This is a genomic window from Saccharothrix longispora (assembly GCF_030852425.1).
In the GTDB taxonomy this organism is placed as follows: domain Bacteria; phylum Actinomycetota; class Actinomycetes; order Mycobacteriales; family Pseudonocardiaceae; genus Actinosynnema; species Actinosynnema longispora.
Genome location: NZ_NSDM01000002.1, coordinates 329,697 through 356,685, shown reverse-complemented (window position 1 = coordinate 356,685; position 26,989 = coordinate 329,697). Strand labels below are relative to the sequence as shown.

19 protein-coding genes are annotated in these 26,989 nt (G+C 74.5%); 10 read left to right on the top strand and 9 right to left on the bottom strand.

Going from position 1 to position 26,989, the window contains the following annotated elements:
- Nucleotides 1–115 precede the first annotated feature (115 nt).
- Nucleotides 116–2,935, top strand: coding sequence for an AfsR/SARP family transcriptional regulator (locus CKY47_RS06655; RefSeq protein ID WP_306744766.1), 2,820 nt, complete (start codon nucleotides 116–118; stop codon nucleotides 2,933–2,935).
- Nucleotides 2,936–2,942: 7 nt separating this feature from the next.
- Here the strand turns inward: CKY47_RS06655 and CKY47_RS06650 are convergent, their stop codons facing one another.
- The 3 genes from CKY47_RS06650 to CKY47_RS06640 all read right to left on the bottom strand — a co-directional run bounded on the left by CKY47_RS06650 (nucleotide 2,943) and on the right by CKY47_RS06640 (nucleotide 5,268).
- Nucleotides 2,943–3,527, bottom strand: a complete 585-nt coding sequence (locus CKY47_RS06650) for a nitroreductase family protein (RefSeq protein WP_306744765.1) — start codon at nucleotides 3,525–3,527, stop codon at nucleotides 2,943–2,945.
- A gap of 147 nt (nucleotides 3,528–3,674) precedes the next feature.
- A complete protein-coding gene (locus tag CKY47_RS06645; protein WP_306744764.1) occupies nucleotides 3,675–4,415 on the bottom strand; it encodes a thaumatin family protein in 741 nt (246 codons plus the stop codon).
- Between the two features lie 43 nt (nucleotides 4,416–4,458).
- Entirely contained in the window at nucleotides 4,459–5,268 is an 810-nt protein-coding gene (locus tag CKY47_RS06640) for a glycoside hydrolase family protein (RefSeq protein WP_306744763.1), read from the bottom strand.
- 164 nt (nucleotides 5,269–5,432) lie between these two features.
- On the opposite strand from CKY47_RS06640, the gene CKY47_RS06635 reads away from it, so the two are divergent.
- The gene (locus CKY47_RS06635) at nucleotides 5,433–5,987 is read left to right on the top strand and encodes a MauE/DoxX family redox-associated membrane protein (RefSeq protein ID WP_306744762.1); all 555 of its coding nucleotides are present in this window, start codon (nucleotides 5,433–5,435) and stop codon (nucleotides 5,985–5,987) included.
- A gap of 571 nt (nucleotides 5,988–6,558) precedes the next feature.
- Nucleotides 6,559–6,873, top strand: a complete 315-nt coding sequence (locus tag CKY47_RS06630; protein ID WP_306744761.1) for a hypothetical protein — start codon at nucleotides 6,559–6,561, stop codon at nucleotides 6,871–6,873.
- Here the strand turns inward: CKY47_RS06630 and CKY47_RS06625 are convergent, their stop codons facing one another.
- The gene (locus CKY47_RS06625; RefSeq protein ID WP_371320622.1) at nucleotides 6,874–9,486 is read right to left on the bottom strand and encodes a CHAT domain-containing protein; all 2,613 of its coding nucleotides are present in this window, start codon (nucleotides 9,484–9,486) and stop codon (nucleotides 6,874–6,876) included. It lies immediately after the preceding gene.
- An 82-nt stretch (nucleotides 9,487–9,568) separates the two neighbouring features.
- Complete coding sequence (locus CKY47_RS06620; protein WP_306744759.1) at nucleotides 9,569–9,736, bottom strand: hypothetical protein; 168 nt, start codon at nucleotides 9,734–9,736, stop codon at nucleotides 9,569–9,571.
- An 813-nt stretch (nucleotides 9,737–10,549) separates the two neighbouring features.
- On the opposite strand from CKY47_RS06620, the gene CKY47_RS06615 reads away from it, so the two are divergent.
- Complete coding sequence (locus CKY47_RS06615; protein WP_306744758.1) at nucleotides 10,550–11,827, top strand: ATP-grasp domain-containing protein; 1,278 nt, start codon at nucleotides 10,550–10,552, stop codon at nucleotides 11,825–11,827.
- A complete protein-coding gene (locus CKY47_RS06610; protein WP_306744757.1) occupies nucleotides 11,824–13,179 on the top strand; it encodes an MFS transporter in 1,356 nt (451 codons plus the stop codon). Before CKY47_RS06615 ends, CKY47_RS06610 begins: the two co-directional genes overlap by 4 nt.
- A gap of 89 nt (nucleotides 13,180–13,268) precedes the next feature.
- On the opposite strand, the gene CKY47_RS06605 is transcribed toward CKY47_RS06610, so the two are convergent.
- The gene (locus tag CKY47_RS06605) at nucleotides 13,269–14,093 is read right to left on the bottom strand and encodes a poly(ethylene terephthalate) hydrolase family protein (RefSeq protein ID WP_306744756.1); all 825 of its coding nucleotides are present in this window, start codon (nucleotides 14,091–14,093) and stop codon (nucleotides 13,269–13,271) included.
- A 215-nt stretch (nucleotides 14,094–14,308) separates the two neighbouring features.
- On the opposite strand from CKY47_RS06605, the gene CKY47_RS06600 reads away from it, so the two are divergent.
- Nucleotides 14,309–14,569: a hypothetical protein gene (locus tag CKY47_RS06600; protein WP_306744755.1), complete on the top strand. Its 261-nt coding sequence runs from the start codon at nucleotides 14,309–14,311 to the stop codon at nucleotides 14,567–14,569.
- A gap of 36 nt (nucleotides 14,570–14,605) precedes the next feature.
- Here the strand turns inward: CKY47_RS06600 and CKY47_RS06595 are convergent, their stop codons facing one another.
- The 3 genes from CKY47_RS06595 to CKY47_RS06585 form a co-directional block, all read right to left on the bottom strand.
- Complete coding sequence (locus CKY47_RS06595; protein WP_371320621.1) at nucleotides 14,606–17,623, bottom strand: glycine--tRNA ligase; 3,018 nt, start codon at nucleotides 17,621–17,623, stop codon at nucleotides 14,606–14,608.
- A 286-nt stretch (nucleotides 17,624–17,909) separates the two neighbouring features.
- Nucleotides 17,910–19,430, bottom strand: coding sequence for a type 1 periplasmic-binding domain-containing protein (locus CKY47_RS06590; RefSeq protein WP_306744754.1), 1,521 nt, complete (start codon nucleotides 19,428–19,430; stop codon nucleotides 17,910–17,912).
- Nucleotides 19,427–21,844, bottom strand: coding sequence for a hypothetical protein (locus CKY47_RS06585; RefSeq protein ID WP_306744753.1), 2,418 nt, complete (start codon nucleotides 21,842–21,844; stop codon nucleotides 19,427–19,429). The genes CKY47_RS06590 and CKY47_RS06585 overlap by 4 nt, the downstream gene beginning before the upstream one ends.
- A gap of 404 nt (nucleotides 21,845–22,248) precedes the next feature.
- Here CKY47_RS06585 and CKY47_RS06580 point away from each other — a divergent pair, with 404 nt between their 5' ends.
- From CKY47_RS06580 to CKY47_RS06565, 4 genes are all read left to right on the top strand, one after another.
- A complete protein-coding gene (locus tag CKY47_RS06580) occupies nucleotides 22,249–23,244 on the top strand; it encodes a glycoside hydrolase family 10 protein (RefSeq protein WP_306744752.1) in 996 nt (331 codons plus the stop codon).
- 121 nt (nucleotides 23,245–23,365) lie between these two features.
- Complete coding sequence (locus CKY47_RS06575) at nucleotides 23,366–23,923, top strand: dihydrofolate reductase family protein (RefSeq protein WP_306744751.1); 558 nt, start codon at nucleotides 23,366–23,368, stop codon at nucleotides 23,921–23,923.
- Nucleotides 23,924–24,372: 449 nt separating this feature from the next.
- On the top strand, nucleotides 24,373–26,142 hold the full coding sequence (locus CKY47_RS06570) for a DUF4082 domain-containing protein (RefSeq protein ID WP_306744750.1): 1,770 nt from the start codon (nucleotides 24,373–24,375) through the stop codon (nucleotides 26,140–26,142).
- 93 nt (nucleotides 26,143–26,235) lie between these two features.
- Complete coding sequence (locus CKY47_RS06565) at nucleotides 26,236–26,871, top strand: DUF4082 domain-containing protein (RefSeq protein WP_306744749.1); 636 nt, start codon at nucleotides 26,236–26,238, stop codon at nucleotides 26,869–26,871.
- Nucleotides 26,872–26,989 lie beyond the last annotated feature (118 nt).

Sequence of the window (26,989 nt, the reverse complement as noted above, 5' to 3'; positions counted from 1 at the left end):
GGCGGTGTCGTCGCGCCCGACGGGGTGGTCCCGGCCGAGTCGCCGGTCCGGTGACGCCGTGCCCGACCTGCGCCGCACTGCCCGGAACTGGTATGCCTTCACCCGCAAGGGGGACATGATCACCGATGAGAGGTCGGTCGTGGGAGAGCTGAGGGTGCTGGGCCCGGTCGAGGCCCGGGCGGGGGACCGGCGGCTGGACGTGGGGCACGCCCGGCAGCAGTGCGTGCTGGCGGCGCTGCTGGTCGACGCCAACCGGGTCGTCACCGCCGACCAGTTGCTCGACCGGGTGTGGGGCGCTCGGGTGCCGCTGCGCGGCAAGAGCAACCTCCACTCGTACGTGTCACGTCTGCGCGCCGCCCTGGCCGACCTGGGCGACGTCGCCATCGTGCACCGGTCCGGCGGCTGGGTCCTGGAGGTCGACCCGGCGCGCGTGGACCTGCACCGGTTCCGCGACCTGCTCGCCCGCGCCCGCTCGGCACCCGAGCCCGCAGCGGGGTTGGGCGCGATCGACGAGGCGCTCGGGTTGTGGCGCGGCGAGGCGTTCAGCGGGCTCGACACGCCGTGGGTCGTCGCGGCGCGGGACATGGTCGACGGCGAGCGGTGGATCGCGGAGCTGGAGCGCACCGACCTGGCGCTGCGCCTCGGGCGGCACACCGACCTGCTGCCGGAGTTGGCCGCCCGCACCGCCGAGCACCCGCTGGACGAGCGGGTGGCCGCCCAGTACCTGCTCGCCCTGGCCCGCGGCGGTCGTCAGGCCGAGGCCCTGGCCCACTACGAGCGGGTCCGCTCCCGGCTGGCCGAGGAGCTGGGGGCCGATCCCGGTGCCGCGCTGCGCGACCTGCACCGGCGGCTGCTCGACGCCGAACCCGTCGGGACCGCCGGGGTGGTCAAGCCCGCCGTCCCGCAGCCGGCGGCCGTCGTGCCGCGCCAGCTGCCCGCCCCGCCCCGCTCGTTCATCGGCCGCGCCGGGGAACTCGCCGCCCTCACCGCCGCGCTGGACGACGTCGACGCCGGCACCGTGGTGATCTCCGCGATCGGCGGCACCGGCGGCATCGGCAAGACCTGGCTGGCGCTCCACTGGGCGCACCAGCACGCCCACCGCTTCCCGGACGGCCAGCTGTTCGTCGACCTGCGCGGCTTCAGCCCGGAGAGCGAACCCATGCCACCCGCCGTCGCGGTGCGCGGGTTCCTCGACGCGCTGGGCGTCGAACCGGGCCGCATGCCGTCCGGGCCGGACGCGCAGACGGCGTTGCTGCGCGGCATGGTCGCCGACCGGCGCATGCTGATCGTGCTGGACAACGCCGCCAGCGCCGCCCAGGTCGTGCCGCTGCTGCCCGGTGGCCGGTCCTGCACCGTGCTCGTCACCAGCCGCAGCAGGCTGCTCAGCCTCACCACAGCCCACGGGGCCGGCCACCTCAACCTCGACGTGCTGTCCCACGACGAGTCGCGCGACCTGCTGGCCCGCCGCCTGGGCGCGGACCGGATCGTGGCCGAGGCCCACGCGGTGGACGAGCTGATCGCCCTGTGCAACGGGTTCCCGCTCGCCCTCGGCGTCATCGCCGCCCGCGCCTACGCGCACCCCCGCCTGCCGCTGGCCACGTTCGCCGCCGAACTGCGCGACCTGGGCCTCGACGCGCTGGCCGACAGCGACCCCGCGGCCAGCCTGCCGACCGTGCTGTCCTGGTCCCACCAGGCGTTGACCGCGGAGGAGCGCGAGGTGTTCGGCCTGCTCGGGATCGCCCCCGGGCCCGACGTCGCGCTGCCCGCCGCGGCGGCCCTCACCGGCCTGTCGCCGGCCCGCGCGGGCACGGTGCTGCGCGGGCTGGAACAGGCGTCGCTGCTCACCCGCGACGATCGCGGCCGGTACGCGATGCACGACCTGATCCGCGCCTACGCCGCCGGCACCGCGCGCGGTCTGCCGGACTCCGCCCGCCGCCGCGCGCTGCGCCGCGTCGTCGACTTCTACCTGCACACCACCCACGCCGCGGACCGCCTGCTGGACCCGCACCGCGAGCTGGTCGAGCCGGACCCGGCCGAACCGGGCGGTGAGCCGCAGCCGCTCGCCGACACCGCCGAGGCGCTGTCCTGGCTGGACACCGAGCACCGGTGCGTGCTCGCCGCCCAGCAGAGCGCCGCGGCGGGCGGGCAGCACCGGGCGGTGTGGCAGCTGGCGTGGAACCTGACCACGTTCCACAACCGCCGGGGACACCTGGAGGAGCAGTTGGCCGTGTGGCGGTCCGGACTGGTCGCCGCCGGGCAGTCGGACGACCCGGCGGCCCGCATCCGGGTGCACCGCAACCTGGGCCGCTCCCACGCCGCCCTCCGGCAGCACGACGAGGCGGTCCGCCACCTGCACCAGGCGCTCGCCCTGGCCGAGGAGCACGACCCGACCGACCAGGCGCACATCCACCAGGTGCTGGCCTGGACGTGGTCGCGCGGCGGCGACGACGGCAAGGCGCTCGACCACGCCACCCGCGCCCTGGACCTCTACCGCACGCTCGGCAACCCGGCGTGGGAGGCGAACGCGCTCAACATGGTCGGCTGGTACGCGGCGCAGCTCGGTCGGCACGGCCGCGCCCGCGAGCACTGCCGGGCGGCCCTGGACCTGCACCGCCGCCACGACAACCCGGAGGGCGAGGCGGACACCCTCGACAGCCTCGGCTACATCGACCACCACACCGGCGAGCACGCCCCGGCCGTGGAGCACTACCGGCGGGCGCTGGTGCTGTTCCGCGGGATCGGCAACACCTACCAGGTGGCCGACACGCTCGAACACCTCGGCCACCCGCACGCCGCCCTCGGGCAGGTCGACGACGCCCGCGCCGCGTGGCGGGAGGCCCTGGAGTTCTACGAGGCCCAGGACCGCCCGGACGACACCGCCCGCATCCAGGCGCTGCTCGACGGCCTGGCGACGGGTGGGCCGGCGACGGGGTGAGCGGCCCTCACCACCGTCCGAAGTGGACGACCTCGTCGAACGGCCTGCGCCCGCGGGTGTTCGGCGACGCGCCGGGGGACACGCCCTCCTCGGCACCGTACCCGATCGCGACGGCCCCGATCGGCTCGTGGTCGGCGGGCACGCCGAACGCCTCGCGCACCGCGTCGACGTCCTCGGCACCGATGCCGAAGTACACCGCGCCCAGTCCTTCGTCGACCGCGGTCTGGAGGATCAGGAGCACCGCCATGCCGGTGTCGACGTACCAGAACGGCACCGGCCAGCGGTCCTCGCCGCGGTCGGTCCACCCCTTGTCGGGCTGGGCGTACCGGTCGAGGTAGGCGTCCTTGACCGCGAACGGGATCACCAGCACCGGCGCGGTCCTCGCGGACTGGACCGTCCAGGGCCGCACCAGGTCGTGGAAGCGCGCCTTCTCCTCGCCTCGCAGCACCAGGAACGCCTGGCCCTGGGAGAACCCGGCCGACGGTCCGCGCAGCGCGTTGCGCATGATGCGCCGCACGCTCTCGTCGGACACCGGCTCGTCGGTGAACGCGCGCACCATCCGCCTGCGCCGCACCACGTCCTGGAACTCCACGCCGCCTCCCGCCGTCGACCGGACCCGTGACCCGATCGTAGGGCCGTCCGCGCCCGCCGGCGGCGGGCTTCCCGCACCGGTGCGCCCCGGGAGGCGGCCGTTCGGTCCCGCGGTGGCCGACCGGAGCCACCGCGGGCCGCCCCGGCGCTACGGCACCGGGTGGAACGTCACGGTGAAACCGGTGCACTGCCGGCACTGGCGGACGACCTGGTTGCCCGGCTCGGTGTCGTGCTTCGACCAGGCGTACGCCTTGGGGCAGCGGGACGACAGCGCGTTGCTGTACGCGGTCCGCGCGTCGCGGTTCGGGTTGGTGCACAGCATCGGCCTGCCGTCGGCCCAGCGGGTCAGGTTCTCCGGCGGGCAGTACGGCAGCAGGTTCTCCGGGCAGCCGACCGCCGTGCACTCGGTGGAGCCCGGCGGGGTCACCCCGTCACGCGCCTCGATCGTGATCGGCAGGGAGAACGCGTTGACGTAACTGACGTTGTACCAGGGCGCCAACCAGTCGTTCCGGTCGAAGTTGAACTCGGCCAGGCTCGCCGGCTGCTCACCGGTCGTGCAGCGGTCGGCCCACGGGCCGCAGTCGGCGACCCGGCAGCGGAACGTGCTGCCCGGCGTGCCGGTGCAGTCCTGGCGGGCGAAGAACTTGCCGCGCCAGTGGTGCGGGGCGGTCGACTCGGGAATGGTGATGGTGGCCGACTGGCCGTTCTGGAGGGTGGGCAGGCCGGTGAGGGCGCGGGAGCCGTCGGCGTTGACGGTGCTGCCGATCCACACGGCCCGGCCCGACCGGTTGACGAAGGTGACGGTGTGGTCGGCCGCGGCGGCGGCCGGCGGGGTGACCACGACGAGCGCGGCGATCACGGCGATCACCGCGCACAGGGACTTGCGCATCGCTCCTCCACGGGAACACGCGGCGGCGGCAGGGGATCGGGGATCAGGCGGCCGAGCGGTAGGCGACACCGGTGGCGTTGGGCGTGACGCCGTCGTAGAGGCCGGTCGGGCTGGTGCGCGTCGACAGCGAGAACCACGCGTACCGCTCGACGTGGGGCTCGCCCTGGAGCATGGCGGCGGAGCGGCGCGCGAAGTCCGCCTGCCGGGCCTGGTCCGGGTACACCGGGTGCGGGCCGGTGAAGTCGATCAGGCCGTACTCGGTGAGCCAGATCGGCTTGCGGTACCGGTCGTGGACCGCGCGCAGGTAGCCCTGGAGGTGCCCTACGGCGGCGGACGAGAAGTCGCTGCCGTACCAGTGCAGGGGGATGAAGTCGACGCGCAGGCCGCGTGCCGCCGCGCCGCTCATGAACCGGTCGAGCCACCCGCCCGGTCGGTCGCCGCCGAACGCGACGGCCGGCGCGCCCAGGCGCATGCCCGTGGCCTGGAGCCGGGGCCACAGGTCGAGTGCCTGCTCCACCGACATGTCCGCCTGGCCCGCCATGTCGGGCTCGTTGAAGCCGAGCAGCGTGGTGCCCAGCGCCCGCGCCCGGTTCAGCTCGGTGTCGGTGACCGAGCGCGCGCCCCAGATCATCGGCACGAACTCGACGCCGGCGGGCGTGGTGATGCCCTGCGTGTCGGACGCCCAGGTGTAGTACCAGCCGGCCCGCACGTCGGCGAGCGCGGCGCTGACGCCGGGGTGGTTGTTGGCGCTGACGCCCTTCTTCGCCGTGATGGCCGAGGCCGGCGCGGTGAGCACGCCGGCGACGGTCAGCACGGCCAGGGCGAGGATGAGCAGCGGTCGTGTGCCTCGCATGCGCTGTGTCCCTCCGGATCGGAACCACGGGTGCGGCGACGAGCGTGAGAGCGCTTCCATCAGCGTGCTGGGTGGTCCGGACCAGTGTCAACCGGGCCGGCGGAACACTCGGGAATCCAGCAGTCCCGACTCCTCGTGCCGACGGCCCGGCATCGTCCCACGCCGTGCCGCTACCGTTCCGCGACGAGCGGGACACGGATCGGAACGGGGGCGACGTGGTCGGATTCGTCTGCCGGGCGCTGCTGTTCGGCGTCTTCCTGGTCGCGCTGGTCGGCAAGGCGCGCGACCCGGGCGCGTTCGCGGACTCGGTCGCCGTGCTGTCGCGGACGTCCCGGCGCACCTCGCGGGTGCTGGCCGTCGCCGTCGTCGCCACCGAGGCCGCCGTCCTGGTGCTGCTCGCGGTGCCCGCGACCGTGCCCGCCGGGTTCGTGCTCGCGGCGGCCCTCCTGCTGGTGTTCGCCGCGGGGATCGCGTGGGCGCTGCACCGGGGGCACCGGGCGCCGTGCCGCTGCTTCGGGGCCTCGGCGACGCCGCTCGGCCGGGTGCACGTGGCGCGCAACCTGCTCCTGGCCTGCACCGGCACGCTCGCCCCGGTCGCCGACACCCCACCACCGCCGGAGCCCGGCGCCGTGCTCGTGGGACTGCTCGTGGCCGCCGTCGGCGTGCTGGTCGTGACGCGCCTGGACGACGTGGCGGCCGTGTTCCCCGCCGGAAAGTGAGGTGCCCGCGCACGCCCGACCTGGTACTGCCGCGGGGTGTTCCCGGACGCGAGGCGCGGCTGGCGCGCGTGTGCGAGGCGGCGGGCCTGGACCCGGCGTCGCCGCGGCTGCTCGAAAGCCACTCCGACGACGCCTGGCTGCTGGACGACGCCGTGCTGCGGGTGTCCTGGCGCGGTGACGTGGACCGCCTGGGTCGCGAGGCGGTGGTCCTGGCCGCCCTGCCGGACACCGTGCCGCACCCCCCGGTGCTCGCGCACGGGCGGACCTCGCTCGACGGCGTCGCGCTGGCGCACTCGCTGACCCGCCGGCTGCCGGGCGACACCCTCGACCGGCGGTGGCCTGCGCTGTCCGCGACCCACCGCCGCGCCGCGGTCGCCCGGCTCGGCGAGGCCCTGCGCGCGCTGCACGCGTGGACGCCCCCGGCCGGGCTGGTCGGGCCGCTGCCGGCGCGCCGGGACCTGGCCGGTGGTGTCGCGGGCCTGGTCGGCGCGGACATCGTGCCGCTGCCCGCCGAACGGGCCGTGCGGCTGGCCGGGCACGTCCGGAACCTCCCGCACGTCGACCCGGGCTCGTGGCGGACGCGGTCGGCCCGCTGGGCGAACCGGCCCGGTGGGCCCGACCGGTGGACGACCCCGACGCCCTCGCCGTCGACGACACCCACCCCGCCGCGCTGCGCCTGCTGGAGCGCACCCACCCAGACCTCTTCCACGTCCCGCACGCGCCCGAACGCGTGCGGATGCACGTGCCGGCCTGCACGATCAGGCACCTCGTCGTGGCGCCACCGGACCGGGCGGCCGACGAGCTGCCGCCGGACCACTCGCTGCGCCGCCTGGTCGAGGGGGAGTGGCCCGCCCAGGGCGCGCTGCCCGACCCGCTCACGCCCTGATCAACCGGTGCCCAGGCAGACGAACGGCCGGCGCAGCGGGTCCACCGCGATCGCCTCGGCCAGCGCCACGGCCGGTGGCGCACCGGTGGCCAAGCTCCGGTGGTAGTCGTCCATCGCGGCGGCGCACGCCCGGTCGCCGACCCTGCTCAGCGGCGCGACCACCGTCCGCGAACCACCGGCCAGCAACGCGCTGGCGAACCCCAGCGGCTCGTCACCGGGGCGGATGCGGTTGAGGGCCAGTTCGCACGCGGCCAGCACCACCTGCCGGGGCGGTCGGGACAGACCGGCCAGCTCGTGCGCGTAGAGCGGTCCGTCGCTGAGGTGGAGCCGGGAGAACAGGGCGTTCTCCGGCTCGTGCACGCCGTGCGCGGCCAGGTGCGCGACCTCCGCGCCGTCGAGGGCGGCCAGCACCGCCGCGGCCGTCGCCGGTTCCCCGGACATCAGCGCCGCGGTGCCGTGGTGCGCGCCCAGCCGATCGATCTCGCCGACCGCCGCGGGCAGACCGGGGCCGCGCACCAGCACGATCCGGCCGTCCGTCCCGGTCCCGGCCCGGTCCGCGGCCAGCCACGCGGTGGCCGACGGGGCGACCACGGCGGGGCGCGCGCGCAGCGACGGCAGCACGCCCCACGGGACCGCGTAGAGCGCGCCGGTCGGCACGACGACCAGGTCCCGGTCGCCGACCAGCCCCGCCAGCGGCCGGACCAGCTGCGCGTCCAGCCGTTCCGCCTGCCTGCGCGCCGACAGCGCCATGACGTGCGCCAACGCCTCCGGCAGGTGGTCGGGCGCGAGGGCGTTGAGGTCCGCGTTGAGCATCCGGGCGCTCGCCGACGCACGCTCGGCCGACCCGAGCCGGACCAGCCTGACGGCGGAGCCCGCCACGACGACCGCGACCAGCGCGTCGCCGGACGACGCGTAGCTGACCAGTGCCCGGCCGCCCAGCCTCGCCATCACCTCGGGCGCCCCGACGACCGGGCGCGGTCTGCCCCACCGACCGGCGTGCCAGCCCAGCCGGTTGGCCTCGCGGAGGCGCTCGGCGTGCCGGGCGCGCAGCGCGGTCGTCGGGTGGCCGTCGTGCTCCGCCTGGTGGATCGACTGCGCGAGGCTGCGGACCTCGGCGATCCGCTCGGCCTGCTCCGGGTCGTCGACGCGGGGCAGCTGCTCGTAGCGGTACGTCTGCGCCCGGGTCCGTTCCAGCCAGGAGAACAGCCTCCGGGCGTCGCCACCCTCCAGGACCAGGGTGACGGCCAGCTCGGCGAGGTCCTGGCCGAGCAGCGCCGTGCCGGACAGCAGCTCCAGGCCGCCCATCCGGTCGCGGACGTGCCCGAGGTCGGTCAACCCCGCCCGGATCTCGGCGAGCGCGCCCGCGCGGTCGCCCAGGGCCACGGCCAGCTCGGCGCGGCACAGGCGGCGCAGCATCCGGTGGTCGACCGGCGTGAGCCGGCCCGGCCGGGGGACGCGGTCGAGGACGTCCCGCGCCGCGTCCAGGTCACCGCGCCGGACCTCCAGCCGCACCGCCAGCATCCGCGCGAGCGCAGCCTGGTCCGCCAGCCGGGGCACCGGCAGCCCGTCGGCGAACGCCAGGATGCGCCCGACCAGCGCGCGGGGCGCGCGACCGGCGCGCAGCGCCACCGCGGTGCCCACCCGCAGGCCGAGCAGCACCGCGTTGGCGACGCAGGTCGCGCAGCCCCACCGGCGCATCCGCTGCCGGGCCGCGGACGCCATGCGTCGGGCGAGGTCGAGGTCCCCGGTCATGTAGGCCGCCGATGCCCGGTACAGCTCGACGTTGGCCAGGTACCGGGGAGTGCCGTGCTCGGCGCGCAGCACCTCCAGCACGCCGTCGAGCTGGTTGCCCGCCTCGTCGGCCAACCCCGCCGCCATCAGCGCGTGCGCACGGTCCAGGCCCAGCAGGGCAGGCAGGTCGGGTCCCTGCCCGCGGTAGGCGCGCTCGCTCTCCTCGTAGCGCCGCAGGGCAGCCGGGACGTCACCCACCCTCAGGTCCAGCACGCCCAGCGCGTGGCTCGCGTCGGCGGCCCTGGCGAGCAGCCCGTGCTCGGTCGCCAGGGTGACGGCCCTGGTCAGGTCCTGCCTGGCCTGGCCGATCGCGCCGAGCCTGGTGTGCGCGGTGCCCCTGCTCCACAGCGTCTTCACGAGCGTTTCGACCAGGGGCGCGGACTCGCCGGCGGCGAGGCGGTGCTCCTTGTGCTGCAACGCCGAGTCGAAGGCGGCGGTGGCGTCCTGGATCAATCCGGCGTTCAGCATCAGCAGGCCGCGGTTGTGCTCGATGCTCCCGCGCAGCTCCACCTGCAGCAGCGGGTCTGTCACGTCCTCGACCAGCTGCCGCACCTCGGCCAGCCCGTCCAAGCCCGCGGCGGGACCGTAGGTCTCCGCCATCACCGCGGCGAACGTCGTGGACAGGCGGATGCGCGTCGCGAGCCACTCGGACCGGGTGTCCGGGTCGGCAGGGTCCAGTCCGTTCGTGAGGTGCTGCCCGCGCCTCAGCAACCTCACCGCTTCGCGATGCCGTCCGGAGCACGAGGCTTCGACCCCGCTGCGGTGCAGCTCGCGAGCTTCGTTGATGATCCCTGCTTCGGCCGGAAAAGCGGTGACAGGCACTTCTCCATCACATCACAGGACGGTACGGAAAGCCGCCCGCCGACCAGTTGCCTGGTCGGCGGGCGCAATCACCTGTGACGGGTCAGGACTTGGGCTTCGTGTCGACGCAGCCGCCGCCCACGCAGTCCGGCGTCGCCGGCTCGTTCTTGTCCCCGTCCTGCTGTTCCTGCTGGTCCAGCACGTCCTCGGTGTCGATCACGTCCGTCGGGACGTCTTCCCCCACGTATTCGGTCTCGGTTGTCGTAGACAAAAAGATCTTCCTCCCCTGATGATCTTGTCCGGTACTGCGAACGACTCGGATGACTGCGCTGAGTCGGGTTCGGCGGACCCCTCGTACCGCGCGAACGGACCAATGGTGGCACAACGGAGTAAGGAAGGAACCTGAATTCCCCACATCGAGTAGCGCAAGTCGGACGACGTGCGCGGACGGCCCAGTGGCCGCGACGACAGGGGGGCCGCCGGCCCGGCCCCGTGGCGGGTGGCCGGTCGGCGGGGTCCGGCGACGTGGTGGCCGGGAGCGACGACGGCGCGCCGTCGCGGGCCTCGCGGCCGTCCGGGAGGGTGGTGCCGGCCGCGGAACCGCGCCCGGCCGAACCGCGCCCGGCGCACCGCACACCGATTTCACGCGGTCCGTCGCCCGCGACCCCCGCGGTGCTCGTGAATCTGCACGTGCACCGCGTGGGTGCACGTGCCGACCGGGCTCCGCGAATACTGGAAATGCTTCCAAAGTGTCGCCCCGGCTCCGGCAGGTCGGGGGAAGATTTTGCTCGGATGGTCGATTTTCGGTGGATTCTTCCTCGGATCGCGCGGTGCTCGTCGAACGCCATCGTGCCGACCTGGGGCGACGTGGAATGCGGCGCGTCCCGGATCGCCCACCACGGCTTCCGCGAGATCATTTATTCCGTGAATGGGGCCATTCGGGTTGGTGATGCGAAAAGAACATCTCGATCAGCCGGCAATGGGCTACTGTTGCGTCGCTTCGCGCGGAGCGAAGAAAACTGGGGACTCTGGAGGGGCTTTGAGCAGGCCATCTGTTCTGTTGATCGGTGCCGACCCTTACGTGTTGCGCGCGTGCCGGCGCCACGACGTCGAACCGGTCCTGCTGTGCAATTCGGGGGCGTACGACTCCGGCCGCGTGCAGGTGCCGCCGGGCGGCACGGTGATCCGCGTCGACGAGGTCACCAACGTGGAGGACTGCCTGGCGGCCCTGCACCGCGCCGGTCTCGCCGACCGCGAGTTCCTCGCCGTGCAGACCACGTGGGAGTACGCCGTGACGACCGCGGCGGTCCTCGGGCGCGCGCTGGGCATCCGGACGATCGACCCGGGCACCGCGCTGCACTTCCGCGACAAGTCGCTGCAGAAGGCTCGGTTGAAGGAGGCCGGCGTGCCGGTCACCCGCACCGTGGTCGTCGAGGACCTCTTCAACGTCCAGGACGTGCCGCTGGAGTTCGAGCGCGCGGTGCTCAAGCCGATCGCCGGCGGCGGCACCACGTCGACCAGCGTGGTCACCGGCCGCGCGGACCTGGAGGCGGCCAGTCGCGCCGCCCGCCTGGCCAAGGAGACCAGCCGGACGTTCCTGCTGGAGGAGTACGTCGAGGGCGACGAGTGGATGGCCGAGGGCGTGGCCTTCGGCGGGAAGGTGCTGTTCTTCGGCCTCGGGGCCTACACCCAGCCGTGCCTGGACGCCATCACCGGCCAGGAGCCCATCTCGCTGCGGCGGCTCGACCCCGTGCAGGAGCCGGAGGCGTACGAGGCCGCCGACCCGGTCGTGCGCGCCGCGATCACCGCGCTGGGGTTGCAGGACGGCGTGTTCCACATGGAGATGTTCCGCGAGAAGGGCACCGGGCGGATCGTGTTCAGCGAGTGCGCCGCCCGCCGCGGCGGTGCGCTGACGCAGGAGCAGGTGCTGGCGAAGTTCAACGTCGACCTCGGCGAGGCCGCTCTGCTGTGCGCCATCGGCCGTGAGCCGGAGATCGAGGTCAAGGTCAACCCGAACGTGGTGGGCTGCGCCGGTCTGTTCGGCCCGCCCGGCACGGTCATCTCCTACCCGACCGCCGACGAGCTGATCGCCCAGCCGGACGTGTCGTTCGCGCAGATGTACGTGCCACCGGGCCACACCCTGGCGGACAAGTTCTCCGCCTCCGCCGACATGCTCGGCGCGCTGCTGCTCGTCACCGACGACGTCGAGCGGTTCCAGTCGCGCGTCAAGGAGCTGCGCGACTGGTTCGCCGAACGCCTCGTGGTCGCCGAGCCGTGGCTCACCAGCGGGGAGCGCTGGGCGCTCCAGCGCACCAGGACGCCGGAGCGGGAGTACCGCGACTGGCTCTACGACGGCGAATGAGCGACCAGGAGGGCGTGGACCCGGCGCGCGCCCCCGGCACCCCCGAGCCGACCCCCGAGCCGACCGGTGCGCACGACCGGCCGGCCGGGGGCCCGCTCGTCCGCGCCCACCGGGCGCTCGTCCGCATCCTGCCCCCGCCGGGGCCGCAGCGCTCGCTGCTGGGGTCGGTCTTCGCGGTCACCGTCGGTGGCGGGATGCTGCTCGGCAGCAGCACCCTGTACCTGACCCGCGTCATCGGCATGTCGGCGGTCGAGGTCGGGTTCGGCCTCACCGCCGGCGCGGCGCTCGGGTTGGCCGCCGGCCCGCTGGTCGGGCACGTGGCCGACCGCCGCGGTCCCCGCGAGGTGCACATCATCACGATGCTGTGCGGCGCGGCGGCCACCGCCGGTTTCGTGTTCGTGCGGTCGTTCTGGGCGCTGGCCCTGGTGTCGCTGCTCACCGCGCTCGTCGGCGCGGCGGGCTCGGCGAGCCGGGCGCCGCTGATCCGGGCGGTGGCCGGGGACCGCACCACGTGGTTCCTGTCCTACCAGCGCGCGGTGTCCAACGTGGGCGTCATGCTGGGCATCCTGATCGCCACCATCGGCATCCAACTGGACACGGGGCCGGTGTACGTGACCATGATCCTGGCCAGCGCGGTCACGTTCCTGGTCGCCGGCGCGGTGCTGACCAGGCTCGCGCACGTGGTGCCGCTGCCGGTGCAGGAGGCCCACCGGCGGTGGGTGGCGCTCACCGACCGCCCGTACCTGGCCATCACGCTGATCAACGGCGCGATGTCCGTGCACCTTGCGATCCCGAGCTTCGCGCTGCCGCTGTGGATCGTGGACAGCACGTCCGTGCCGCGCTGGGCGATCACGGCCGTCATCCTGGTCAACGGGGTGCTGATCGTGGGGTTCCAGGTCCGCCTCAGCCGGGGCGTGGTCGACCCGCGCTCGGCGGGGCAGCGGATGCGGTGGGCGGGCGGCGCGCTGCTGCTCGCGTCGGCGCTCATCGGCCTCACCGCGCTGCTGCCGACGTGGACGGCCGCGTTCGTGCTGCTGCTCGGCGTCGTCGTGTACACCTTCGGCGAGTTGTGGCACGCCGCCGCGTCGTTCGAGCTGGCCTTCGGGTTGGCGCTGCCGCACGCCCAGGGCCAGTACGCCGGGATCTTCGGGCTCGGCGCGGGCGCGGCGAACGCGGTGGGGCCGGCCCTGCTGGCCGCGCTGTGCCTGGACCAGGGGTTGCCCGGCTGGTTGGCGCTCGGCGCGCTGCTGCTGGGCCTGGGCCTGGTCACGCCGTTCGTGGTCCGGTGGGCGCAGCATAGCCGGCTCGACGCGGCGACCCGCGTGCCCGCTCCTGCCGAGGCGGAGAAGTGAGCGCCGGGGAGTGAGCGCCGGAGAGTGAGCGCGGGGGAGTGGATCGTGCCCGGCTCGGACGTCCCCCGTCCGAGCCGGGCCGCTCCCGCTCAGAGGTTCTTGCGCTGCACGACCCACTCGGTGGCGCACAGGCCGCACGGCGACCCGGTGAACTGCGCGCCGCTCGCCTGGTCGCCCTTGAGCTGCCACTTCAGCCAGTGCCCGCCGACGCGGCCGAACTCGCCGCCGTCGGGCTGGTCGAACGTGCCGAAGTGACCGACGTCGAGGTTGCCCATGAAGGCGGGCAGCCCGGCGGGCAGGCGCCGCCAGTCGTCCATGGCGTTCTCGTAGGCGATGTCGCTCGGGCCGCCGATGAAGTACGCGATCGGCGTGCGCAGGCGCCGCAGCAGGGAGTTCTGGCTGTCGCTGAGCAACCCGCTGTTCCACAGCACCACGGTGGTCAGGCGCGGGTCGTCGGCGATCTCGTAGGTTTCGATGCCGCCGCAGGACTGGCCCATGGCGGCGATCCTCGTGGTGTCGATCCGGCCGCGGTACTTGCTGCCCGGGCGGGAGTTCTCCGCGATCGCCCAGTCGATGGAGTCGGTGAGCATCCCGGAGTCGGTCGAGCCGGAGCCGTTCGGCCGACCGTTCGCGATGACCAGGAACCCGTGCGAGGCCCACTCGGTGAGGATGTTCTCGAACCACGTGCCGTCCGCGCGGCACGCGCCGTTGCCCCACACGACGACGGGCAGCTTCACCCCCGCGGGCAGCGTGTTCGGGCGGTAGACGGTGTGGTCGACCAGCCTGATGGTCGTCTCGTAGCCGGCGGGGTAGGGGCCCGACCCGCCCCGGGCGGACGGCGGGGACGCGGACGCGGTCCCGCTCACCGCGCCGGCGAGGAGGAGGGCACCGAGGAACGCACTGCGCAATCGCATGGCTTCTCCGTAGGTCCGGTGGGGGGCGGCGGTGACCGAAGCGTGGCGCAGCCGTCGCCACCGCTGCCGGCGGTGGCGACCGGAACGGGTGGAAGCACCGATGTGCGGCCGGCACCGGCCGGTCGAACCACCCCCCGCCGACCACACCGGGAGGATGGCGCGGCACCGGGGATGCACCGGCGGGACGACGTCCCGGCCCCGGGAGCGCGCCTGGCGTGGCCGCACCCGACGAGGGAGGCGTCCATGGTCGCACCCGTGGCGGCCGCACTGCCGGCCGCGGACTGCCGGCCGACCGGCTCGGCCCGGACTTCGGGGCCACCCTGCCCGGCGAGCGCGCCGGCGCGATCACCCGCGCCGACGTCCGGGCGCTCGTCGACCGGCACCTGCGGGGCAGGGCCGGTTCCCTGCCGGACGCGCCGTCGCCCCGGTACCCGGAGGTGGCGTTCCGCTCACCGGAGAACGCCACCCGCGGGTGACCGGCCCGCCCCGAGGACGGGCCGGGGACCGCCGCCCTACAGCGCCTTCCAGTCCACGACGCCCTCCGCCAGCGCCGTCACGGTGGCCAGCAGGCCCAGCCGGGCGGCGCGGACGGACGGGTCGTCCGCCATCACCATCACGCCGTCGAAGAAGTCGTTCACCGGGGTGACCAGCGGCGCGGCCACGGTGGTGAACCCCGCCAGGTCGCGCCCCCGACCGGACGACCGGGAGCCGACTGCCACGACCGCCTCGTGCAGCGCCACCTCCACCGGTTCGACCAGGGCGGCCGGGTCGTACTCGGCGGGGGTGCCCGGCGGCACGATGCGGCGCGCCCGCTGGAGCACGGCGGTCAGCGCGGCGAAGTCCTCGTCGCCGACGCGCTTCTCCAGCTCGGCCAACGTCGCGTCGGCCGCCGCCGGGGTGTCGGCCAGCGGCAGGACGGCCTGCACCAGGCGGTGCTCGTGACCCGCGTCCAGCAGCTGCTGCTCGTACCGGCGGACGACGAACTCGTGCGCGTCGGTCAACGCGCCGTCCCCGACCTCGACGCCCTGGGCGGTGATGCGGTCCGCGGCGGCCGACAGGCCGGCGGTGAGGGTGACGGCGGACAGCTCCGGCGTCGCGCGCAGGATGGTCACCACCCCGCCCGCCGCCCGGCGCAGGCCGAACGGGTCGGAGCTGCCGGTCGGGTTCGCGCCGACCGCGAACAGCCCGGCCAGCAGGTCGAACCGGTCGGCCAGCGCCAGCACGGCGCCGGGCGCGCTCTCCGGCACGGCGTCACCCGCGCTGCGCGGCTGCTCCATCTCCGCCAGCGCCCGCGCCACGGCCGGCGTCTCCCCGGCCCGCGCCGCGTACTCGCGCGCCATCGTGCCCGCCAGCGAGGACAGCTCCACGACCATCTGCGACGCCAGGTCGAACTTGGCCAGCTCACCGGCCCGCGCCACGGTGGAGCGGTCCGCCGACCCCAGCCCGGCCAGGTCGCCGAGCGCGCCCGCGACGTGCGCGATGCGGTCCGCCCGGTCGGCCATCGAGCCTAGCCGCTCCTCGAACGTCAGCTTGACCAGCCCGGTCCGGTGCCGCTCGGGGCTGACCTGGAGGTCGGCGCGCCAGAAGAACGCGGCGTCCTCGTAGCGCGCCCGCAGCACGCCCTCGTTGCCCGCGCGCACCAGCTCCTCGTCGACCTCGCCGTTGGCGACGGCCACGAAGTGCGGCAGCAGCGACCCGTCGGCCGCCCGGACCGGCAGGTAGCGCTGGTGCTTGCGCATCACCGTGGTCAGGATCTGCGCGGGCAGCTCCAGGTAGCGCTCCTCGAAGGACCCGAGGATCGCGCGCGGCTCCTCGACCAGGTTGGTGACCTCGTCGAGCACCCCGTCGAAGTCCACGACCCCGCCGACCGACGCCGCCAGGCCGGTGGCGTCCTCGACGATCCGCCGACGCCGCTCGGCCGCGTCGGCGACGATCCCGTGCCCGGCCAGGAACTCCAGGTACCCCTCGGCCGACGGCACCGCCACCTCGGGCGTGGCCGCCGTGCGGCGCACGCGGGTCGTGCCGCCGCCGAGCAGCGACGACACCGCCACCGGCACGTCGACCTCGCCCAGCTTCGCCAGCAGCCACCGCACCGGGCGGCTGAACGACAGGCCGGGGTCGCGCCAGCGCATGTTCTTGTCCGACCGCAGCTCGGCCACCAGCTGCGCCAGCACCTCCCCGAGCACGACCACCGCGTCGCGGCCCACCTCGGTGCGCACGACGGCGACGTGCTCGACCCCGTCCACGTCCACCCGCACCAGGTCGGCGACGTCCGCGCCCTGCCCGCGCGCGAAGCCCAGCCCCGCCTTGGTGGGGTTGCCGTCGGCGTCGAACGCGGCCGAGGCGCGCGGACCGCGCACGGTGCGCTCGGCGTCCGGCTCGGCCGGCTGCACGTCGTCGACCAGCGCGACGATCCGGCGCGGCGTCGCGTGGCCCCGGACCTCGCCGTGGCCCAGGCGGGTGGCGGCGAGCTTCGCGGTCAGCGCCTCCCGCACCCACAGCGCGGTCGCGGTCACGTCGAGGTGCGGCATCTCCTCCACGCCGATCTCGAACAGCAGCGCGGCCGGCGCGGACGCGGTCGGCAGCGGCGTCGGCGCGGCGGCCGGCGGCAGTGCCGGGACGACGCCCAGCGGGTGCCCCAGCTCCTCGCGGCGCTCGGCCCACAGCTGGGCGGCGCGCCTGGTCAGCGTGCGCATCTGCCCGAACGCCTTGGCCCGCTCGGTGGTGCTGATCGCGCCGCGCGCGTCGAGCACGTTGAACGTGTGGCTGCACTTGAGCACCTGCACGTACGCGGGCACCGGCAGGCGCGCGTCCAGCAGCCTGCCCGCCTCGGCGGCGTACTCGTCGAACATCCGCTTGTTCGCCTCGACGTCGGCGTCGTCGAGGTAGTAGCGGCTCATCTCGTACTCGGCCTGGCCGAAGACCTCGCCGTAGGAGACGCCGTCGGAGTAGACGATGTCCTTGAAGTGCGCGACGCCCTGCAACGCCATCACGATGCGCTCGATGCCGTAGGTGATCTCCACCGACACCGGGTCGAGCACGAGGCCGCCGGCCTGCTGGAAATAGGTGAACTGGGTGATCTCCAGACCGTCGAGCCACACCTCCCAGCCCAGGCCCCACGCGCCGAGCGCGGGCGAGGCCCAGTTGTCCTCCACGAACCGGATGTCGTGCGCGCGGACGTCCACGCCCAGCGCCTCCAGGCTGCCCAGGTACAGCTCCTGCGGGTCGCCCGGGTCCGGCTTGAGGATCACCTGGAACTGGGTGTGCGTCTGGAGCCGGTTCGGGTTCTCGCCGTACCGCGCGTCGTCGGGCCGAACGCTGGGCTCGACGTACCCGACGCGCCACGGTTCGGGACCGAGTACGCGCAGCATGGTCGCGGGGTTCGCGGTGCCCGCGCCGACCTCTGTGTTGAACGGCTGGACCACCAGGCAGCCCCGCTCCGTCCAGTAGCGCTGGAGCGCCAGCAGCGCGTCCTGCATCGTCGGCGCGCCCGCGCCGTCCACCCGAACGTCCTCGCTGCTGTCGGTCACGGTGTTCCGACCCCTTCGCACGACCTGGCTGCCCGGACACGACCGGTCCGGGGGAGGCGGGCATTGTGCCACGAGGGGCGGCACCCCTTTCGAGACGCCGGCGGGCGGGTGGTGGCCGAGGAACTGCCGTTCATGCTCCGCGAACAGCCGTGGCGGAAGGCGACGGTCGTCGTGGCCGGCACGACCGGACCGGACCACGACCCCGCCGGCGAGGTCGTCACCGCCCCTCCGGTGCCCCCTGGCCCGGTGTCCCCGACCCCGGTGTCCCGACCGGGCGGGGCCGCCGTCAGCGCACGTCCACCAGCACCACGCCCGACGCCGTCCGCTCGACCAGCGGCACCACCTTGTCCTCGGCGTCGCCCTCGCTGGTGTAGGAGAGCCGCCCGCTGGCGCCCGGCACGGCGTTCGCGTCGCTGAGGGTGTAGATCACCTTGAGCACTTCCCGGTGGTCCAGCGGTTTCCGCTGATCGGGGTCCACGGCTTTCGTGACGAGGGCGAGCGCGGTGAGCACGGCGTCGTAGGACAGGACGGTGCCGTCGTCGCGCCGTGCCGCCTCGTCCAGCGCGTAGTCCGGCAACTCGTCACCGGTGAAGTCCTCGATGGCCTTCGGGCTCATCCGGTCCCCGTCCCCCTTGCCCGCCAGCACCGCGTAGCCCTCCCGCAGGTCGGGGGGCGACAGGTCGGTCTGCACGATCCTGATGCCGCCGGCCAGTCCCGCGCGGAACTTGTCCTCGGCCGCCTGCTCGTCGCTGGGGCTGTCGTCCCCGGTCAGGATCACCAGTTCCCTGCCCTTCTCGCAGGGCTTGTCGCCCAGCGCCTCGACCAGCGCGCTGAGGTGCGTGCCCCGCCCGGCGAAGTAGAAGACCCGCGTGCTCGCGTAGCAGATGTTGGCCTGGTCCCCCCGGAACGTGACCCTGATGTCCTTCAGCCTGCTGTCGTAGGACATGGTCTTGAGCACCTCGATGCCCAGCGCCCCGACCTGCTCCCTGAACTCCGCGGCGAGGTTCACCGAGTAGCCGTCGTCCTCGTTCTTGTCGGTGATCATCACGACGCCCGGCTTCCCGCCCCCGGGGCCGGGGACCGCCCGCGCGGCGTCGGCGTCCAGGATCTCCTTGGCCTTCAGCGCGGCCACGCCGGCCTGCCGGGAGTTGCTCGGCGCCGGGCGGAGCAGCCCGTCGACCTCGCGCAGCGCGTCGGAGGTCATGGTCGAGGCGACCAGGGGGACCTGGTTCTCGGACAGCACTTCGAGCGCGGCCTGCGCCGGGGCGAGGCTCTGCCCGAAGCCGGTGACGGCGACCAGCCGGTCGGGGGCCCCGCGCCTGCGGAGCAGTTCGCCCACCGCGGGCTCCCAGTGCGTGAACCCCTCGCCCGCGTTGGCGGGCAGGAGCACCACCTTGGGCGAGTCGTCCACGTTGTAGAAGGCCTGCGCGCGCACGGCGCCCTTCAACTGGTGCTCCACCTGCTCCACCGGTTCGATGGCGTGCGCGCCCGGCGGTGTCAGGGTGAGCAGGACGGCGATGCTGACGTGCTCGGGGTCCCGGGCCGCGATCTCGTTCTGCTTCCGGATGCGCTCCATGACGTCGCGGAGCGCGGGGCGGTCGAAGTCGAACGCCCGGGTCGGGTCGGCGACCCCGATGCACTGGTCGTCGACCAGCACCAGACCCTCCTGGTCGTCGCAGACCGGTTCGCGCACCGCCCACGCCACCGCCGTGATCACCGCCGCCAGGACGGCCACCACCGAGCACAGCGCGACGACCCGTCGCCTGCTCCACCTGGGGCGCGCGTCGGGGATGTCCACTCGGGTCACTGCTGTTCCTCCCTGTCCTGGTGGGGCGAACCCCGGTGGCGCGGTTGGCGGCGCCCCTGCTCCTCGTGCCAGTCGGCCGCGTGGAGGAACTCCACCTGGCCGCTGCGCGCCAGCCCCGCCACCTGCCTGAGGTGCGCGGCGGTCGTGATGTGGTGGTCGGCCCACTCGTCGATCAGGTGGACGTCGCCGGTGGCGTGCCACGACCGCAGCACGGCTTCGACGGGGGAGCGGAAGGTCCTGGGCGGGCGCGTCCCCGGGCGGGCCGGGCAGGACGCGACGACCTCCACGACGTCCAGCCAGCGCCGGCCCCCGCCGGAGGTGAGCAGCTCCTCCAACCTGCCCAGCACGCCGTCGACGTCGCCCGCGGCGAACCGGTGGTGCAGTTCGCCCTCCTCGTCACCGCGCCGCTTCGCGAACCCGGCGAGCCGGGTGAAGACCGCCTCCCACGAGTCCGGCGCGTCCGCCGGCCGCTCGGCCAGCCGCTCGACCAGCAGCAGCCGCAGCAGCGGGTGCATGACCGGGACGCCACCCGGCCCCGTGCACGCCCACTCGGTCGCGAGCGCCGACCCCTTCAACCGCGCCTGCCGCGCGCCCGTCATCAGCAGGGCGGCCTCGGCCTGGTTCCTCGCCGCCGAGCGGGTCACGGCGTCGTCCAGGCCGACGGTCCGCCCCGCCAGCAGCCGGTCCAGCAGGTGGTCGCGCAGCGGACCCGACCCGTCGTGGGCCCGGACACCCAGCAGGAGCCGGGGCGCCCACTCGGCCGGGGGGAGCAGGCACGCGGCGCGCACCAGTTGGGCAGCCGCCTCGGCGTGGCCCGCGCTCAGCCGGAGCACGGAGGACACCAGGCGCTCCCGGTGCCGCTCCGGCACCCCGGCCTCGACGACCATGGCCTCCAACTGGGCCGCGGTGAGACCGGACAGCGGCAGCGGCGTGTGCGGACCGCGGAACGCGGTGGCGCCCCGGCTCAACCGCTCCACGTCCTCGCGGCCGGCCGGGATCGCCTGCTCCTGCGGCAGCCCCAGCTTCTCCACGAGCGCGCGGTCCCCCACCGCGACGAAGGTCGCCCTGGCCCGCGTTCCGGCGGTGAGCGCCCCGCCCCAGGCGCGGAGCAGGGGCTCGGCGTCGATGTCGCTGCTGATCACGACCACCGGGTCCACCCGCCGCCCGCGGGGTTCGACCGCCGCCAGGTCCTCCAGGAAGGCCGTCATCAGCACGCGGTCGGCGCGCTCCCCGGACTCCCGGTCCGCGCGTGCGGACAGGTCGGCGAACTCGCGGAGCGCGACGATCCGGCGGTGCCAGTCGTGGCCGCCGCGCGGGCGGGTCCAGCGGGGCCGGAGCAGCCGGGTGGTCATGCGGCGGACCTGCGGCCGCGCGTCGTCGCCGAGGCCCGCCGCGCGCACCAGCCCGCCCAGCGCGCCCTCCAGGTCGTCCCCGGACCGCGGCAGCGGCAGCGGGTCGCCGTCGACGCCGCCGCCCGCGCGCCGGACCGACCTCGCGACGAGGTGGCCCAGCAGCCGGGAGAAGTCCCAGGGCCCGTCCTGCCCGACCAGCCCGACCGCCGCCTCCAGCAGCAGGTCGGCCACCGGTCTGCTGCCGCGGTCCCGGTCCGCGCCGAGCAGCACCCACCACTGGCCCCGCTCCGCCAGGTCCTCGCACAGCCACCGCTCGGTCCGCGACCTGCCCGATCCCGGCGGGCCGAACAGGACGAGCGAGGTGGTGCGCTCCTGGCGCGCGGTCGCGCCCGGCGCGCCGAGCACGATGACCGACCGGAGCACGTCGAACACCGGGTCCGACGGGTCGCGGGGGACGCCGGGGCGCGCGGGGCCGGTCTCCCGCGCGTTCGCAGCGGAGGGGTCGGGGGCCAGGGGCGCCTTGCCGCCGAACAGGCACAGCCGGGCTTTCAAGGGGGTGCCCCGGAATTCCTCCTCGAAAGGGGCGAAATCGTACCGCTCCCGCACCGCCGCGACCTCGTCGATGATGTTCTTGTGGAAATCCTCGGAGACCACGAGCGCGAGCACCGCGCCCGACTGCCGGAGTCGGTCCCTGACGTGCCGGGCGTCCTGGATGCGCGTGGCGTGCTCCATGGCCTTGGACACCTCGGTGGTCTCCGCCGGGGTCACCTCCCCGTAGTGCAGCGCCACCCTGAGCCGCAGGCTGCTCTGCTCGTTGGACCTCTCGTTGTGCTCCAGCAGCCCGTCCACGAGTTCGCTGACGAACCGGCGCACCAGGCGGGCCTTGGGGACCGTGCCGTCGACCAGGATCTGGTAGCCGTCACCGCGGTCCCGGAAATCGCAGTGCCCCGCTTCGACGTCCGCCTCCTTGAGGGCGTGTTCCACGATGCCGCGGAGGGACTGGACGGCGTGCAACCGGTGCCCCACGTGCCTGCCCTCGGCGCTGGAGCCCGCGATGTCCACCGAGACTATGGAGTGGTGCGTTGCTTCCGGGTGGAAAGGCAAGGGCTCTTCCTCTCTCGACCCCCCGTGCGGGAGAAGGCCACCACCGCTCTCCCGGCCATTCGCAGTATGCGAGCGCGCCGGAGCGGGCACTGCGTCAGATGACTCAGAATCCCAGCTTTCCGAGGGTGTCGGCGGCGAATCCGAGAAGTGGAACAGGATCATGCCGGACTCGTGAAAGCGGTGTCGAAAGCGATTGTTCCCGTGGATTGGCCGGCAACGGGTGGTGAAGACCGGAAGAAGTGGCGAGGATGTCCGCGGTCACCGGCTCCGGTCCTCCCGGTTTCGCAAGCTTGCGACAAGCATTGCCCGATCGGCGGCGGCGGGGTCACGATCGTGGCCCCACTGCCGGAAAGGACCGTCCAGTGCGCGCGCTCCTCCTCGCGGCCCTCGTCGCCGCCTCCCTCGTCCCGGTCCCGGCCGCCGCCTCCGCGAGCCCCACCCTGGCCGAGGCGGCCCAGCGCACCGGGCGGTACTTCGGCACGGCGGTCACGGCGGGCAAGCTCGCCGACCCGGTGTACGCGGGCATCCTCGACCGCGAGTTCGACGTGGTCACCCCCGAGAACGAGATGAAGCTCGACGCCACCCAGCCGCAGCAGGGCCGGTTCGTCTTCACCGCCGCCGACCGGATCGTCGACCACGCCCTCCAGCGCGGCAAGCGGGTGCGCGGGCACACCCTGTTGTGGCACTCCGGCCAGCCGGGCTGGCTGAACAACCTGGGCGGCACGGCGCTGCGCGCGGCGATGCTCGACCACGTCACGCAGGTCGTGGCCCACTACCGGGGCAGGATCCACTCGTGGGACGTGGTGAACGAGGCGTTCGCCGACGGCACGACCGGCCGCCGCCGCGACTCGAACTTCCAGCGCACCGGCGACGACTGGATCGAAGCCGCGTTCCGCGCCGCCCGCGCCGCCGACCCGGGCGCGACGCTCTGCTACAACGACTACAACGTCGAGGACCGGGCGCACGCCAAGACACAGGCCGTCCTGCGCATGGTCCGGGACTTCAAGGCCCGCGGCGTGCCGATCGACTGCGTCGGCGTCCAATCGCACTTCGCCGGCGGCAACCCGGTGCCGGCGGACTTCGAGGCCACGCTGCGCGACTTCGCCGCCCTCGGCGTGGACGTGCAGCTGACCGAGCTGGACGTGGAGGGCTCCGGCGCGACCCAGGCGCAGAACTTCCGGCGGGTGGCGCAGGCGTGCCTGGCGGTGCCCCGGTGCGCCGGCATCACGGTGTGGGGCATCCGCGACACCGACTCGTGGCGCGCGAGCGGCACCCCGCTGCTGTTCGACGGCGCGGGCGACCCCAAGCCCGCCTACCACGCCGTGCTCCACGCTCTCCATTGTGGACGGACGGGCTGACGGGTCCGGCGGGTCGCCGCGGTCGCGGAGCGGCAGCCGGTCGGCCGACGGGTTCCGGGTCGTGCGGGGCACGGTCGCGGAATCGCCGGCAGACTGGCGCGCCCGTACCCGAAGGAGACCCATGGCGAAGCTCGTCTACTCGATGATCACCTCGCTCGACGGCTACGCCGAGGCGACGGAGGGCGGCCTCGGCACCGGGGCCGAGGACCCGGAGGTGCACACCTTCGTCAACGACCTCTTCCGGCCCGTCGGCACGTACCTCTACGGCCGGCGGATGTACGAGACGATGGTCTACTGGGAGACCGCGCACACCGAGCCCGACCAGCCGCCGCACATCCTCCAGTACGCCCGCGACTGGCAGGCCGCGGAGAAGGTCGTGTACTCCACGACGCTGGAGTCGGTGTCCAGTGCGAAGACCAGGATCGAGCGGACCTTCGACCCGGACGCGGTGCGCGGGCTCAAGGCCGAGGCGGAGGCCGACCTCACCGTGGACGGTCCGACCCTCGCGGCCCAGGCGATCGCCGCCGGCCTGGTGGACGAGTACCACCTGTTCATCACCACGAGCGTGGTCGGCGGTGGCAAGCGGTTCTTCCCCGACGGCGTGCGCCTCGACCTCGACCTGGTCGAGGAGCGCGCCTTCGACAGCGGGCTGATCTACGCGCGCTACCGGACCCGCTGAGCCGCACCGGTCGCGGAGTGGCGGTGGCACCGCATGGGGGTGCACGTCCTGAACACCGTCGCGGTGCGCGGGCCGGGGGCGAAGGTGAAACCTCCTCGCACCGGGCGGTCGGATCGGTGGACCCGATCGTCCCGCCCTCGCCGCCGTGTCCCTCGGCGCGTGCGCCGGCGCGAAGCCGAAGGCGCTGTCGCCGTCACCGCGGACTGCGCCGCGCGGGGCCGGGACGTGCCGGGAATCCCCCGCGCGGAGCGCCGCGCGTCCGAATGCCCGCCGCGCGCGGGTGCGGGGAGTGGCGGGGGAGTGGGCGCATCGGCGGTATCCGGAGCCCTCGCGGGACCGCCGGTGGGCGGAGTGGCCCAGCGGCCCGCGGGGCGCGGTAACGGCGCGTCCGGGTGCGCCGATGCCCGACGTGTGATCGGGGTGCCCGCTCCGCACGGAAGGCGACAACCATGCCGTTACCAGGCAGAGCCCACCGCGCCGCCGGCAGGCCGCTGAGACGACTGCTCGTGCTCGCCGTCGCCGCCCTGGCGCCGGCGCTGCCCGTCGTCCCGGCCGCGTCCGCCGAGGCCACCCGCGTGCCGAACCCCGCCGGGTCCACAGTGGACGAATCGGCCGCGAGTGGGCCGTCCGCGCAGGCCGCTCTGCTGAGCACGGAACCGGCCGCCGGCGCGGGCAGCGTGGGGCTGACCCCGACCGTGACCGCCACCTTCGCCCGCACCATCGCCGACCCCGACGTCCGCTTCACGCTCACCGGCCCGGCCGGCGCGGTCGAGGGCACGACCACCCCCGCGAGCGGCCTGACCGCGCGGTTCACCCCCGCCGCGCCCCTCGACCCGGGCACCACCTACACCGCCTCCGTGCACGCCGACGGCACCGCGGCGACCTGGCGGTTCACCACCGGCAGCCCGCGCGCCGACGACTGCCCGTGCTCCATCTGGGACGACTTCGCGGTCCCGAGCCGCCCGAGCACCGACGACCGCGACGCCGTGGAGCTGGGCGCGAAGGTCTACTTCACCGGCCGGGGCGAGGTGCTCGGCGTGCGGTTCTACAAGGGGCCGGGCAACACCGGCACGCACACCGGCTCGTTCTGGTCGGCCACCGGTCAGCGCCTCGCGACCGGCACGTTCACGGACGAGACGACCACCGGGTGGCAGACCCTGGTCTTCGCCACGCCCGTCGTCGTGGAGGCGAACCGGCCCTACGTCGTCTCCTACTTCGCGCCGCACGGCCGCTACGCGATCGACGGGACGTTCTTCGGCAACTACGGCCGGACCGTCGGCCACGACCAGGTCTGGGCCGTCCCCGACACCACCGCCACGCCCAACGGCCTGTTCCGCTACGGCGGCGGCATGCCCGACAGCGGCTTCCACGCGTCGAACTACTGGGTCGACGTCCTCTACCGCCACGGCGCCGACGGCGACTACACCCGCCCCGTGCTCGACGCGCGCACCCCCGCCCCGGAGGCGACCGACGTGCCCCTGGACGGCGTCCTCACCCTCGGCTTCGACGAGGCGATCGACCCCGCGTCGCCGAGGATCGTCCTGACGGACGAGGGCGGGGCCGAGCTGCACGGCACCGCCGCGGTGTCCGCCGACGGCAGGACCGTCACCTGGACGCCGGACGGCCCGCTCACGCCCGGCGCCCGCCACACCGCCTCCGCCCTGGTCGCCGACGTGCGCGGCAACGCCCTCGCCCGCGCCGAGACCTGGTCGTTCACCACCGCGCCCACCGCCGACTGCCCGTGCTCGCTGTTCAGCGCCGCGACGGTCCCCGCGTTCCCGGCGAGCGCCGACCAGGGGCCGCTGGAGCTGGGCGTCCGCTTCGGCTCCGCCGTGACCGGCGCGGTCACCGGCGTGCGGTTCTACAAGGGCGAGGGCAACACCGGCACGCACACCGGCTCGCTGTGGTCGGCGGACGGCGCCCTCCTCGCCACCGGCACGTTCACCGACGAGACCGCCACCGGCTGGCAGGAGCTGACCTTCGCCACCCCGGTGCCGATCGAGGCCAACCGGGTCTACGTGGCCTCCTACACCACCCCGAGCGGCCACCACGCGGTGGACCACGGCTACTTCGACCGCCGACCCCGCGTCCTCTCCCCGCCACTGTGGACCGCCGCCGGCCCGTACGCCAACGGCAGGTTCCGGCAGGGCGCCGGGTTCCCGACCAACTACTACGGCGGCAACAACTACTGGGTGGACGTCGTCTTCACCACCTCCTGAGGTCGACTCCCGAGGTGCCGGGTAGCACGACGCCCCGTCCCGACGATCCACACCACGGGAACGACAACCGCCCGCCGCTCCAGAGGAGTCCGCATGTCCCGCTTACCCAGGCTGCTCGCGACCACCGCCGTCGCGGCCCTGGTCCTGTCCGGCTCCGCCCGGGCGTACGACGACCCCGCACCGGACCGCGTCCCCGCCCACCACGCCGCACCCGCCGACGCGCCCGCCGCCCCGACGCCCGAATCGCCGCCCGGTCCGCGGACCGTCTCCTGCGCGGAGGGCTGCGAGTTCGTCACCCGGCCCGCGCCGGAGGTCGCCGCCGAGGACGTGCGGCCCACCGAGGTCGGGTTGAGGACCGTCTTCGACCGGCCCGGCCACGTCCTCGGCGCCTCCCTGCTGCGCGGCCCCTACCGGGGGCCGATCACGCTGCGCCTGTGGCGGGACGGCGCCCTGCTGGCCGAACGCGCCTGGACCCACCCCGGTCGCATGGCGGAGATCTTCTTCGCCACCCCGGTGCCGGTCGAGGCCGGCCGCGAGTACGTGATCTCCTACTACACCCCGTACGGGGGCTACCTGACCTCGCCGGGCTACTACACCGCCCCGGTGACGCACGGCCCGTTCACCGCTCCGGTGGGCGCGGGCGTGCTGCACCACGGCGAAGGCGGTGGTTTCCCCACCGAGAACCGCGGCGACAGCACCTACTGGATCAACCCGGAGTTCCGCGGCTGATCCCGCGCAGGACGGGCCGCGCGGCCGTCCGCGCGGCTGCTACCGCTCGGTAAGGTGGCTGTCCACCCCCCGAAGGCAGCGGGTCCGTCCGGCGGTGCGGTGCGGCGTACGACCGGGC

Bases quoted from the DNA above. Each gene is read 5' to 3' on its own strand.
- CKY47_RS06655 (WP_306744766.1), top strand. From the start codon at position 116: ATGATCACCGATGAGAGGTCGGTCGTGGGAGAGCTGAGGGTGCTGGGC.
- CKY47_RS06645 (WP_306744764.1), bottom strand. From the start codon at position 4,415: ATGCGCAAGTCCCTGTGCGCGGTGATCGCCGTGATCGCCGCGCTCGTC.
- CKY47_RS06640 (WP_306744763.1), bottom strand. From the start codon at position 5,268: ATGCGAGGCACACGACCGCTGCTCATCCTCGCCCTGGCCGTGCTGACC.
- CKY47_RS06610 (WP_306744757.1), top strand. From the start codon at position 11,824: ATGAGCGACCAGGAGGGCGTGGACCCGGCGCGCGCCCCCGGCACCCCC.
- CKY47_RS06605 (WP_306744756.1), bottom strand. From the start codon at position 14,093: ATGCGATTGCGCAGTGCGTTCCTCGGTGCCCTCCTCCTCGCCGGCGCG.
- CKY47_RS06575 (WP_306744751.1), top strand. From the start codon at position 23,366: ATGGCGAAGCTCGTCTACTCGATGATCACCTCGCTCGACGGCTACGCC.
- CKY47_RS06570 (WP_306744750.1), top strand. From the start codon at position 24,373: ATGCCGTTACCAGGCAGAGCCCACCGCGCCGCCGGCAGGCCGCTGAGA.
- CKY47_RS06565 (WP_306744749.1), top strand. From the start codon at position 26,236: ATGTCCCGCTTACCCAGGCTGCTCGCGACCACCGCCGTCGCGGCCCTG.